Raw genomic sequence first — 12,305 nt, forward strand, 5'->3', positions numbered from 1 at the left:
TAGGCCCACACAATCGCAAGACGACGGATGGAGAAGATGTTAACCAAATACCGCGGGCACTATTCGCTGACAACGGTTTCCGAGCAGGGGGAGGTGGACAAGTGTTCCCGCTCGACCGAGTTCGAAGTGGATGAGTTTGAACACCCGGGCGCAAGGCTGCGCCGCATCGCCTATGCGGCGATGGAGAAATACAACGCGCTGGGCGTCAGCATCGGAGACTTCAGAGAGGTCACCTGATGACGCCCGACCCGCGCCAGGGGTCTGGCCCCCGGACCGCGCTGATGCCGCGAGGCGTCTACGTCGAAAAAGCGCCGGCAAAGGCCTGATCGGTCTTCGCCGCCATAATAAAGTCATTCTTGTGGAGCCCCTTGATCTTGTGGGTCCACCAGGTGACCGTTACCTTGCCCCATTCGGTCAGCAGCGCGGGGTGATGGGCCTCACTCTCGGCCAGGGCACCGATCTGATTGGTGAAAGCCAGCGCCCGCTCGAAATTCTCGAACGTAAAAAGCCGCTCTAACTGATCGATTCCGTCCCGGGTCTGCACCGACCAGTCCGGTAGCTGGCCGAGCAACCCCTCCCGTTCGCCCGCTTCCACCCGCGGAGCGCCGGCCCGGCAGGCTTCGCAACTTTGTTGATTGAGGTCCTGCATTGCATTTTCTCCTGGTTAGCTTTTCGTTGGATGACTGAGTCAATACCTGCCCGCCGCTCACCAGGGCCGGCACCAGGCCCGGGGGTGCTTCTCCCGATAGCTGTCGCTGTGCTGCTCGTCGCCCGCCAGATCGACCGGGACGATCTTATGGTTAAGGTGTTTCAGGTTCAGCCCGATACGGACGCGGTATGAGGCCGAAGAGCGAAAGTAGCTGTAGAGTTCCACCACTGTATCTCCAGTTGCCCTGCGTGGGCGGGCCAGTATAGCCTATCGGCGGTTTCTCCGGCAGTGGTGGAACTCGCTATCCGCTTTCAAAGCGTGCCGCGACGAATCTGGTCCAGTTCAATCGACTCGAACAGCGCCTGGAAGTTACCCTCGCCAAAACCCTCGTTCCCCTTGCGCTGAATGATCTCGAAAAAAATCGGACCGATAACATTTTTGGTAAAAATTTGCAGCAGTGTGCCCTGGCCCTCGGTGGGCGCGCCGTCGATCAACACCCGCAGCGCCCGCAGCCGCGCCAGGTCCTCGCCGTGACCCGCCACCCGCTCGTCGACCTTGTCGTAGTAGGTGTCCGGCGTATCCTGGAAATCCACGTGTTGCTGCGACAAGACCTCCACCATGGTGTAGATATCGTCGGTACCGAGGGCAATATGCTGGATACCTTCGCCCTGATACTCGTGCAGGTATTCCTCAATCTGGGACTTTTCGTCGGAGGATTCGTTAATGGGGATGCGAATTTTGCCGCAGGGGCTGGTCATGGCGCGGCTGGTCAGGCCGGTCAGCTTGCCCTCGATATCGAAATAGCGCACTTCGCGGAAGTTGAATATGCGTTCGTAGAAGCCCGCCCAGACATCCATATTGCCGCGATACACGTTGTGGGTCAGGTGATCGATATAGGTGAGCCCGGCATTAAAGGGCGCGGATTTTCCGGTCGACACGAAATCCACGTCATAAATGGTGCTGTCGCCATAGCGGTCGACCAGGTAAATGCGGCTGCCGCCGATGCCCTCGATACAGGGGATATTCAATTCCATCGGACCCGGATCGGTGGTGATAGGCGTGGCGCCCCGCTCGACTGCCTGGCGGTAGGCCGCCGCCGCGTCCTTGACCCGAAAGGCCATGGCGCAGGCGCAGGGGCCGTGAGCCTTGGCAAATTGCTGGGCAAAGCTGTCGGGCTCGGCATTGATAATAAAGTTGACATCGCCCTGCTGGTGGAGGGTGACGTCTTTGCTGCGGTGGCGCGCCACTTCCACAAAACCCAGTTGCTCAAACAGCGAGCGCAGCAACAGTGGTTCCGGGGCGGCGTATTCGACAAACTCAAAACCGTCGGTGTTCAGTGGGTTTTCAAAGAGATCGGCCATGATTTTCTCCTCATTACTCGACCGGCAGAGCGGGGCGGGTACACAGTTTCCCGGCTCTGGCGCCATATTTAGCCCTATACTTGGCAGGTTTTTATAGGTTCAGCCTATTAGTGACCCCAGGACCCTGCGCTCAGGGCTATAATCCTGCTCAGGACTTCACGCTGCTTACCGGGACCTAAGAGCCGGCAAAGCACTAAAAACACTAATCACTAATAAAGGTACTCGCTGTATAAGGTACCAACTAAGAAAGACACCAAGCCGGCTGTAGAAAGCCAGCAAGGTTACAGTTGAAACCAATATTAGTTACATGAGAAACTAATCGCAAGCCCCGGGGGAAAATATGTCTGACCAAGTGATCGATGAGCTGCATTTGGAGCACTTCTTACCGTACCGCCTCTCCATCTTGTCGAACCGGGTCAGCAACGCCATCGCCGCCGATTACGGCGAGCAGTTTGAAGTGACCATGCCGGCGTGGCGGGTGATGGCGATACTGGGGCGCTATCCGGGGCTGGTGGCGGCGGAGCTGGCGGAGCGCACCGCCATGGACAAGGTGGCCATCAGCAGGGCGGTGGCGCTGTTGCTCGAGAAGGGTTATATCACCCGGGATGAACACGGCAGTGACCGGCGTCGCTGGATTCTCAATCTGTCGGCCGCCGGTGAGGCTATCTACCGCCGTATCGTGCCGCTGGCAAAAGCCTACGAGCGGGACCTGATCGGCGGCCTGAGCGAGGCGGAAGTGGCCCTGTTACACGATATTCTCGACCGTATGAACGCCCGCGCCCTGGACTGGCTCGAGCGCGGCCTGGATGCGGAGGTCAGCGCCGGCCGTTAACCGCTTTGGATATTTCTGTGTGGTGGCTGAGGCAATCCAAGGCTGACCGGGGTGCAGCCGCCGGCGTCAGGCGAGCATCTATTCGCAAAGGTATTGACTATGTCCATCACCTACGGTGATTATTTGAAAATCAACGAACTGTTGGATTTACAACAGCCGTTGTCCCCGGGGCCGGAACACGACGAACTCCTGTTTATTGTTATCCATCAGACCTACGAACTCTGGTTCAAGCAGGTCATCCATGAACTCGATCACCTGACGGCGCTGTTCAATGCCGGCGAACGCAATCGCGCCCTGCATACGCTGAAGCGGGTCGATACCATTTTTCGCACGCTCACCCAACAGGTGGATATTCTCGAAACACTGACACCGCTCGAGTTTATGTCGTTTCGCGACCGCCTGCAGTCGGCCAGCGGTTTTCAGTCGGTGCAGTTTCGGGAATTGGAAATGCTGCTGGGGTTGAAAGAGCCGAAGAAGTTCGAGCATCTGCCCGCCGGCAGTGCCGAACGGGCACGGCTTGAACTGCGCTTCGATCGCCCGACGCTGTGGGACGCATTTTTGCGTTTTTTGCACAGCCTGAATTACCGCGTCCCCCAGGCGTCCCTGTCTCGCGATTTGACCCGGAGCGTCGAACCCAGTGCCGAGGTTCAAAAACTGTTGATCGAGGTGTATCGTAAGGACCCGTTAGTAGCCGAGATTTGCGAGGCACTGGTCGACCTGGACACCTCTCTGCAACAGTGGCGCTATCGCCACGTGAAAATGGTGGAGCGTACTATCGGCAGCAAAATCGGCACCGGCGGTTCCGCCGGCGCCGACTATCTCAAAACTACATTGTTCACACCCGTATGGCCGGATTTGTGGCATATCAGGGCGGAGTTCTGATGCAATACGATTTAAATCAATACCGGCAGCACCCCAATCGGCTGGCGCAGCACTACCGGCACTTCAACGTGGCCGAGCGGCTGCTGTTGACCGGGCACTCGCACCAGGCCTGGCCCGACTGCGGCCTGGCCGGACACCAGCAGGCCTGGCTCGATGCGGCCGAGTGGGTGGACGCCAAATGGGAGCGGGCCGCCGCCCGGGCCGCGGATGTCCGGCGGGGCTTTGCCGCGCTGTTGGACGACCGGGACGGGCATATCGCCCTGGGCCAGAATACGTTCGAGTTGGTGTTGCGGTTTCTCTCGGCGCTGGACCTGCGCAAGCGACCGCGGGTGGTGACCAGCGCCAACGAATTTCATACGTTGCGGCGTTTGCTGGGTCGCCTGGAGGAAGAGGGGCTTGAAGTCGTGCGCGTGCCCGCCGAACCCTTCGATAGCTTTATTGAGCGTTTGGCCGGCGAAGTCAACGATGCCACCGCCGCCGTTTTGTGTTCCCACGTTTTTTTCGATTCCGCTATTATCGCCGGTAATTTCTCCCCGGTCGCCGCCGCCTGTGAGCGGGTGGGCTGCGAGCTGTTGATCGATGCCTACCACAGTCTGAACGTGGTGCCCTTTGCCCTGGCGGAACACGGCCTCGAGCGGGCCTTTGTGGTGAGCGGCGGTTACAAATACTGCCAGCTTGGCGAGGGTAATTGCTTTTTGCGTTTTCCCCGCGACTGCACCCTGCGCCCGATCGCCACCGGCTGGTTCGGCGAATTCGAACAACTCGCCGAGGCCGGCGGCGGGCAGACTGCCTACGGCACGGGCCCGGAACGCTTTGCGGGGTCGACCTACGATCCGACCAGCCACTACCGGGCGGCGGAGGTGTTGCAGTTCTTTCGCAACGAGGGCTTGGTGCCGGCGCTGCTGAGACAGATTTCCCAGCACCAGGTGGGGGTATTGGCGGCGGAGTTTGAAGCACTCGATATCGACAGCAGCCTTGTCGATTTGCGCCACCGTGTCGAACTGGACCGGCGGGCAGGATTTCTCGCGTTGAACAGTCCGCAGGCCAAGCGCCTTCACCTGGGGTTGAAGGAGCGGGGTGTGATGACCGACCACCGCGGCGAGATCCTGCGGTTCGGACCCGCACCCTACCTCTCCGATCAGCAACTCACCGAAGCGATGGCCGCGCTGGGGGAAGTCGCTGGCAACCTCGGCAGACGTTGACGTTTTTTCTTCTGTTTATAATGGGTCAGTGAAGTGAATACCATAAAAATACTAACGACCGGCGGTACCATCGATAAAATCTACTTCGATGCCAACAGCGAGTTCCAGGTCGGCGATTCGCCGCTGCACGAATGTCTGTTGGAGGCCAATGTCACCTTCGACTACAGCATCGAATCGGTTCTGAAAAAAGACAGCCTCGAGATCACGGAGGCGGATCGGCAGCAGCTTCGACAGAAAGTCGCGGAGGCGACCGAGAGCCGCATACTGGTGACCCACGGCACCGACACCATGGTCGATACTGCCGTGGCGCTGGCGGGTATTGCCGGCAAAACCATCGTCCTCACCGGCGCCATGCAACCGGCGCGGTTGCGCTTTACCGACGCCATTTTCAACATCGGCTATGCAGTGGCCACCTTGCAGTTGTTGGGTGAGGGGGTCTATATCGCTATGAACGGCCAGGTATTTGATCCCGCCAATGTCAGGAAAAACCTGGCGGGCCAGCGATTTGAACCGGTGCGCCCGGGCTGATTGCCGGCGGGCGGCTCCTGGTGCGAGCGAGAGATCAAGGTTATGGCCATAGAGTTTCCCGAGACGTTTAATCTGGCTGACTACTACCTCAACCGGCGTATTGATGAAGGGATGGGTGCAAAAACCGCCGTGCTGTTCGGGCGCCGCGCCTACAGTTATGCCGAGGTGGCGCAGCGCACCGGGGCGCTGTCGCGCTATCTGCTGGATCTCGGCCTGCGACGCGATGAGCGGGTGTATATCGTGCTGCCGGATTCACCGGCATTTGTGTGGTCGCTGTTTGCAACCTGGAAGGCCGGCGCCGTGGTCGCCATGGGCAATCCGCTGGCGCCCGCCGCCGATCTCGCCTATGTGCTCGATTACATTCACGCGCGGGTGCTGATCACGGTACCGGCGGTGGCCGAGGCGCTGGCGCCGCAACTAAACGAACATCGGGACCTGGACGCGATCTTATTGGTACCTGATGTGGCCACCGGTGAAGATCCTGAAGAGTTGTTGATGTTGACGGCTTCGCTGAGAGAGGCCGCGGAGAGTAGCGGTATACTTGTCGGCACCCTCGCCGCAGCGGTAGCGGAGGGCGAGTCTTCAAGTCACCGGGCGCCGCTGGTACAGCGCGACGACATGGCTTGTTGGCTGTTTACCTCCGGTTCCACCGGGCGTCCCAAGGCCGCCATGCACAGCCATCGGGATTTTGCGTTCAATACCGAAGTTTACGCCAAGGCCACGCTCGGTTACCGGGCCGACGATATCACCGTGAGCGTGCCGCGGTTGTTTTTCGGTTACGCCACCGGCACTAACTTGTTGTTCCCGTTTGCGGTGGGGGCCACCGCGGCACTGTTCTCTGAACCGCCCGAGCCCCAGTCCCTGGCGCGGGCTATCGCCTTGTACCGGCCCTCCATTGTGACCAATGTGCCCACCATGCTGGGCAAGTTGCTGGCGTCGGCCCCCGATCTCGACTGGTCCAGTGTGCGCTTTCAATTGTCCGCCGGGGAGGCGTTGCCGCCGACTTTACTGGCGCGGTTTATGGAACATCACGGCACCGATATTTACGACGGCATCGGTTCGGCGGAAATGTTCCATATCTACTGCACCAATCGACCGGGGGATATCAAACCTGGTTCGCTGGGGCGGGTAGTGGCGGGGTATGAGCTGAAAGTGTTACCCACCGATGCCGAGGGACCGGGAGCTGCCGAAGTGACCCCCGGAGACACCGGCGTGCTCTGGGTGAAAGGCGACAGCGTGGCGCTGGGTTACTACGGCGACCGCGATAAAAGCTGGCGGACTTTTTACGGTCACTGGTGTCGCACGGGGGATTTATTCAGTTGTGACGCCGAGGGATATTTATGGTTTCGCGGTCGCGCCGACGATTTGTTCAAGGTAAATGGTCGCTGGATGGCGCCGCAGGAAGTGGAAGAGTGTCTGTTGCAGCATCCGGCGGTGGCTGCCTGTGCGGTGGTGCCGATACAAATTGACGGCCTGACCAAACCCAAGGCGCTGGTGGTGCGAACCGCCGCCTATGCCGAAGGCGATATCACGACGGAGTTACAACGGCATGTGCGGGATCATATCGCCAGGCACAAGTATCCCCGAGTGGTGGAATATGTTGCCGATTTGCCTAAAAACGATCGCGGCAAACTGGATCGAAAAGCGCTGAAGGCGGGGGCAACGGCGACATGAAAACTGATTTTTGCCTGACCGGTGTCACCACGGAAATGTTCGCCGACTGGGTTGTCGGTGACAAGCCGCTGGTGGTGTTACTGCCGATCGGCTCGGTGGAACCTCACGGACCTCATCTCGGATTACTGACCGACACGATTATTTCCCAGGCGAGTGCAGAGAGAGCGGCCGCGCGGCTCAACGCTCAGGATATTGTCGCCGTGATTGCCCCCGGTATCCCCTATGGTGTTACCGACTGTGCCGCCGGGTTCGCCGGCGCGGTGAGTATCCCCAAGTCGGCGTTAGTGGCTTATATCGAGGCTGTGATAAACGGCTTTCTCGCCAACGGCACGGATCATGTCTGCGTTATCAATAATCATCTCGAGCCCGATCAGTATGCGGCGGCCACCGAAGCGATGACGTCCTTTGGCCAGCGGGCGTCAGTGGCCTGTCCGTTGCAGCGGCGCTGGGCCAGGACCCTGTCCGACGAGTTTAAAAAGGGCGAGTGTCACGCCGGGCGTTATGAGACGGCGATTGTCCTGGCGGCGGACAGCCGGGGCGTGAAGCCGGGTGTGATGGCGGAGTTGCCGGAAGTGCCGGTCAGCCTGTCGGATCAACTGCGGGCGGGTGTCAACACCTTCAAAGAAATGGGCATGGCCCAAGCTTATGCGGGTGCGCCGGCGCTGGCTAGTGTGGAGGAGGGAGAAGCGCTGCTGGACAAATTGGCGGAGATGATCGTTACCGAGGTGCGGGAGGGGTTGTCGCTGCAGCCTTGACCGGTTGACTCTTCTGTTTCGGGGTTGATGGAAATGGCGCGGCTTCGAGCCGGTGCAGTGGGGGTTGATTTTCCGAGCGTGTAAACCCAGTTGGGCTTACAGGCTCGGAGAGTGATCCTCAGACTCGATTGTATATTAAAGTCTCGAGTGGCAATCAGCTATTTCTAAAAAGGTCTTCTATATATTTAAGTGTAATCGGTACGCCCGGGCCGCTCATGATTTCTCCTCCAAACCAAATACCTTGTTTTCCTTGTGCCCTGTGTAGTTTTTCTATCTTATCAAAGTCACCTACTTGAACAAACGGGCTATTCCATTTTACAACTCGCCATCCGTAAGGCTTAACTTGAGAGGGTGATATGTCGAATTTAAACTCTGTCGTGGCTTGATACCATTTGTCGTGAATGAACGTCTCGTCTATTTTTTCACGGTCAATGTCGTTGACCATTGTTAAGGACTGGAACATTGTATCTGCATGAAAGCACTTAAATAGTCCATATTTTGAGCCATCTTTTTTGACCTTGCTCGTTCCTATTTTATGCGGGTTATTATAGTCAAGGTAAATCCCTTTTTCTAAATACTTCAATTTTTCAGATTCCAGGTTACAGAAAGAGGTTAGCACATAATTATGCCTTTCAGATCTTATAGGCGCGACTAAGTCATTTATATAGTGGTACCTGAATTTTTTCAATTGTTGCATGGGTAAAGCCAAGACTACCTCATTAAAACCGGAAAACACCTCATTTTTATCATTGATCACATGATATTGCTCTTTTGCATCAGCATCTTTATCTATATCCACTATGGTCTGATTCAACATAATGTCTGCATTTTCAACATTATCAAGCAGTGATTGTAGGAAAATGTCATACCCGGTAGTCAGCATTAGAAATTTAAAGGGCAAAGCTGTGTGCTTATTTAACAAATCACTCTTGTCAATGAATGATCCCGCCAATTCCAGCAGTCTGTTTTTTGTGAAGAGCTTTTTAAGATAATTATAATTCGTATAACTATTTCTGGACGTAACTACAGAAAGCGCTTCTGCGCCCTCAATAGAGTTTCCAAAAATTGTAGAAAAGTAATCTATGGCCTTCGGATAGGTGGTCAATCCAAGCTGTTTGAAAAGATCATGGAAAGTTTGGTTGCGCTCAAAGCCATCAATGTTTTCTAAATCTATCATATTTGAATATTGATCGATATCAGAAAAATATTTGTAGATCCCTATTGCTTCTTTTAGCAATTGAAATTTTGATACTTTTTCAAAAAAAGGCGGGAGATCAGCTTTCTCGTTGTCTTTCAGGAAATGATAATCCCCTATGTCTTCTAATAACACATCCTTTTGTTTTAACAGATGATTCAAAGGAGAGTATATGCCAGGTTTGCCGAATTGATTGCAGGGGATAAACTTTGTGGTATAGTCCAAATATTGGCCTTTGTATTTCTCTGATGCGGCAAGGCCGCCCAGCTTGTTTGAACTTTCAAATAACACCACCTGGTTGTCTTTTTTTTCAGAAAGTTTGAGCGCAGAAAAGATGCCAAATGGTCCCCCTCCAATGACAGCGATTTTCTTCATAAGTATACCTTTAGGTCAGTGCGGGAGTTTGGTATCCCATTTGCATTCTCTTTGTTTGGCGGATGCCCAAAAACACTAATCACTTCTTTTTCTGTGGGTTCTCGGTAAACCGGTTTGCTATGGTTTTTATAGTACGCTCCGTAAAGAAGCATCGCAGGTCCCAAATTAAGTGGATAAGAGTATCCTAATTTTTTACCAATGCTGTCGACCAGCTTTAAGTAGTTCATAAGGTTTTTGATGTCAGAGATCACTCTTGCTAATTGAGGTTTGAAATCGTTTGTCTTAAAAAATCTCTTTAGCAGTTTCTGCTCTTGTTTCGTTTTTATTTTTACTTCATCATCAGTCATCCTTTTAGATAAGTATATAATGGCATGCTGTACAGCATGGTAACCATTGAGCATGCCCAAGCCTCGGAGGGCTATTGGCCCCATGAAGTACAGGCGAGGAAGTTTTTGATGGATGGAAAATTGGAAGAGGTGCTTGGCTTTTAAAATATCTACCTTTTCACCATTGGCTTTGAACTCCGGGTAATTTGGGGCTACCTCTGTACCAAAGCAAGCTATAATAGCGCTACACGATATTAATTTCTGCGTAGCATCACCCTTCCGCTGGATTACCACTTTATCTTTTTGCAGGGCCACTATTTCGCCCTGGGTAAATGGCACACTCCTTGCCACTTTTACCATGTCGTAATCTACTACTCCCAAATGATAGTCGGCTGCAGATGTTTCTGGATGCACATTGAGCATAAGATCGCTCAACCTTAAAAGACGCATACTGGTTTTAGGGAGAAAACCAAAGGCCAGGTGGCCGATCAGTGCTTTTAGTCTGTCAAATGGTTTTGATCGTCTGCCTTTTTTTCTATGATAGATGCCTTTATCATAGTTATACATCCAGTAAGTTTTCCGAGCCACCCACTCTACCGGAATGTCGTGGGCGACAAGGGTGTTTATAATATCATGGGCCGCTTTCGAGCCGCCTGCCACTACAACCGGACGATTCGATTTCTTTAATTTTTCTAGTGCTGCTTCACTTACATCGTGACTTGTATATATCGATCCCTCAAAATCGCTTGCCCCGGGAATATTTGGGAACTTTCTTGCCTTAAAGCCAAAACCACTTAGCATGACAAACTCGCCATCTTCAGTGTATTTCTCACCTGAGATCGCATTGCGCACGATACAGCGGACCTCTTTTTCAGAAATCTGATGGATTGTTTCCACTTGGCTGTTCAGCCTGATATCATCACCAAGCCCCGTATCGTCAACATACCTTTTCATGTACTCTACTACATCTGATGTCGGGACTCTGTCCAAAGGGTTTGAAACTATATCTTTAGGGAATGGATATCCAACAAACTCAATAGTGCTCGCAGCGGCGTGAGTGGTTAAGTGGCTGTAAGCAATACCTTTCGCCCAGGTTCCACCTATATTGGCGTTTTGATCGAAAATAACAACTTCACAGCCATACCTGTTTTTTAACATGGCTGCTGCCTGTATACCGGACCAGCCAGCCCCAATGATTAGCACTTTCATAAATTCCACTTCAAAAAGAGGGACGCCTGCAACTTAGCAACTCTAAGAGAATAATAGTTGAGTGACTGCATAACACGTCCGGAGAGCCGGCAATTGTCGTGTCTGTTCGGCAGATACCGCTGGATAATTATTTTTGTGCACTAAGTTGCTAAGTTGCAGGCGTCCCACCTAGGGTATCGAGCCTTGTAATCTTCTATAGGTGGCAGTTAGCCGATAAAGATTCCATGTAGGTGGTTATTTGGGAACTCTTATGGCTCGATGGCCACTTGTTTGTAGAACCTAATAGTATTACATCTTGTCAATGGAGAGAGCATATGCCTGATTTCCCAACCCGGACATCCTCCCCACCTCCGCTGTCGAGTCGGGTAAGAGCTGGTAAGCCTTCAAAAACCAAGGGTCATCCGTCGACATCGAAGTCACGAAGAAGGCCGTTAGTCCCAGAAAGGTCAGGCCCTTCCAGCCAGCTCTCCAATGAGCAGGCGAGCGGATACTCACAAACTGCTTTGGGATTGAGGCCCACGACCAATCCACTTGTGTTGACTGAGTCACCGTATGACAAAGAGGCTTTCAATAGATACATACAAACAGGTATGGATGCCAGGTACCGAACCGACGAGGGAAAAAGGGTTATAGAAGAACACAAGGCCAATCCCCAGCAGCATCCCGCGGTTTTCACGCATACAAAGTCTTTCGTGTACCCTCAAACAGAACCTCTGTTACCGTACAGCGATAGACAAAACAAGATTCATATCGATTCTCAGGACAGAGATGAAGCTTGGGCAAGAGCACACCAGCCAGGTGTGGGCACTATGGCAAGAGTTGTGGTGAATCCGCAAGTTAAACCCTATTATGATCCCGAGACAGGGCAAATGGAAGTCGCTACTTTTGATTCTGTGGAGGCTGCAATAGAGAATATTGGAGATGGAGATATCGGTGAGCACCATGAAATGGCACATGTTGCAGAAATCACCAACGGCACTGTGCTTCCGGGAACCATGCGCGGGTCAAAAGGCACAGTGATACCAGCCCGAGAATACACCCCATACCAGTCAGAGGTAAAATTCGCCGAACAAAGTGGACAAGATGCTCGCCCAAGCTACAACACGCCGTTTTCGCCCGAATTTATACAGAGAGAAGAGGATAACTATTCCGGAGAAGACGAATATTTCAGAGCTGATGCAGCCAGTTTCCTGCAACGGACTTGGGACCGTTTTGATGAATGAGTGTAGGAAGCGGGACGCCGATAACCATTAACGGTTTCAAAGTCAATTTACGCATCTTTATTGTCCCGGCCAAACGCTAAATAGCCACACAGAT

At 53.7% G+C, this 12,305-nt stretch carries 13 protein-coding genes; 8 read left to right on the forward strand and 5 right to left on the reverse strand.

Annotated elements, in window-relative coordinates:
- Window positions 1-36: 36 nt before the first annotated feature.
- Entirely contained in the window at window positions 37-237 is a 201-nt protein-coding gene (locus FKG94_RS21755) for a hypothetical protein (protein WP_142929054.1), read from the forward strand.
- Window positions 238-295: 58 nt separating this feature from the next.
- Here FKG94_RS21755 and FKG94_RS21760 read toward each other — a convergent pair whose 3' ends face one another.
- The 3 genes from FKG94_RS21760 to hppD all read right to left on the reverse strand — a co-directional run bounded on the left by FKG94_RS21760 (window position 296) and on the right by hppD (window position 2,010).
- Complete coding sequence (locus FKG94_RS21760) at window positions 296-649, reverse strand: 4a-hydroxytetrahydrobiopterin dehydratase (protein ID WP_142929055.1); 354 nt, start codon at window positions 647-649, stop codon at window positions 296-298.
- 57 nt (window positions 650-706) lie between these two features.
- Window positions 707-877 (reverse strand): glutathione S-transferase N-terminal domain-containing protein, encoded by a 171-nt coding sequence (locus FKG94_RS21765; protein ID WP_246125314.1) that lies wholly within the window; start codon window positions 875-877, stop codon window positions 707-709.
- An 83-nt stretch (window positions 878-960) separates the two neighbouring features.
- Window positions 961-2,010, reverse strand: coding sequence for a 4-hydroxyphenylpyruvate dioxygenase (hppD, locus tag FKG94_RS21770; protein ID WP_142929056.1), 1,050 nt, complete (start codon window positions 2,008-2,010; stop codon window positions 961-963).
- A gap of 340 nt (window positions 2,011-2,350) precedes the next feature.
- Here hppD and FKG94_RS21775 point away from each other — a divergent pair, with 340 nt between their 5' ends.
- From FKG94_RS21775 to FKG94_RS21800, 6 genes are all read left to right on the forward strand, one after another.
- The gene (locus FKG94_RS21775) at window positions 2,351-2,842 is read left to right on the forward strand and encodes a MarR family winged helix-turn-helix transcriptional regulator (protein WP_142929057.1); all 492 of its coding nucleotides are present in this window, start codon (window positions 2,351-2,353) and stop codon (window positions 2,840-2,842) included.
- A 99-nt stretch (window positions 2,843-2,941) separates the two neighbouring features.
- Window positions 2,942-3,724 (forward strand): tryptophan 2,3-dioxygenase, encoded by a 783-nt coding sequence (locus FKG94_RS21780; RefSeq protein ID WP_142929058.1) that lies wholly within the window; start codon window positions 2,942-2,944, stop codon window positions 3,722-3,724.
- The gene (locus tag FKG94_RS21785; protein WP_142929059.1) at window positions 3,724-4,926 is read left to right on the forward strand and encodes a kynureninase/PvdN C-terminal domain-containing protein; all 1,203 of its coding nucleotides are present in this window, start codon (window positions 3,724-3,726) and stop codon (window positions 4,924-4,926) included. Before FKG94_RS21780 ends, FKG94_RS21785 begins: the two co-directional genes overlap by 1 nt.
- A 33-nt stretch (window positions 4,927-4,959) precedes the next feature.
- A complete protein-coding gene (locus FKG94_RS21790) occupies window positions 4,960-5,454 on the forward strand; it encodes an asparaginase domain-containing protein (RefSeq protein ID WP_218943605.1) in 495 nt (164 codons plus the stop codon).
- A gap of 42 nt (window positions 5,455-5,496) precedes the next feature.
- On the forward strand, window positions 5,497-7,128 hold the full coding sequence (locus FKG94_RS21795) for a benzoate-CoA ligase family protein (RefSeq protein ID WP_142929060.1): 1,632 nt from the start codon (window positions 5,497-5,499) through the stop codon (window positions 7,126-7,128).
- Entirely contained in the window at window positions 7,125-7,883 is a 759-nt protein-coding gene (locus FKG94_RS21800) for a creatininase family protein (RefSeq protein WP_142929061.1), read from the forward strand. The genes FKG94_RS21795 and FKG94_RS21800 overlap by 4 nt, the downstream gene beginning before the upstream one ends.
- Before the next feature lie 154 nt (window positions 7,884-8,037).
- On the opposite strand, the gene FKG94_RS21805 is transcribed toward FKG94_RS21800, so the two are convergent.
- Window positions 8,038-9,453 (reverse strand): FAD-dependent oxidoreductase, encoded by a 1,416-nt coding sequence (locus tag FKG94_RS21805; protein WP_142929062.1) that lies wholly within the window; start codon window positions 9,451-9,453, stop codon window positions 8,038-8,040.
- Window positions 9,450-10,988, reverse strand: coding sequence for an FAD-dependent oxidoreductase (locus FKG94_RS21810; RefSeq protein WP_142929063.1), 1,539 nt, complete (start codon window positions 10,986-10,988; stop codon window positions 9,450-9,452). The genes FKG94_RS21805 and FKG94_RS21810 overlap by 4 nt, the downstream gene beginning before the upstream one ends.
- A gap of 809 nt (window positions 10,989-11,797) precedes the next feature.
- On the opposite strand from FKG94_RS21810, the gene FKG94_RS21815 reads away from it, so the two are divergent.
- Window positions 11,798-12,211, forward strand: a complete 414-nt coding sequence (locus FKG94_RS21815; protein ID WP_142929064.1) for a hypothetical protein — start codon at window positions 11,798-11,800, stop codon at window positions 12,209-12,211.
- Window positions 12,212-12,305: the final 94 nt, after the last annotated feature.

The organism is Exilibacterium tricleocarpae (genome assembly GCF_007004655.1).
In the GTDB taxonomy this organism is placed as follows: Bacteria; Pseudomonadota; Gammaproteobacteria; order Pseudomonadales; family Cellvibrionaceae; genus Exilibacterium; species Exilibacterium tricleocarpae.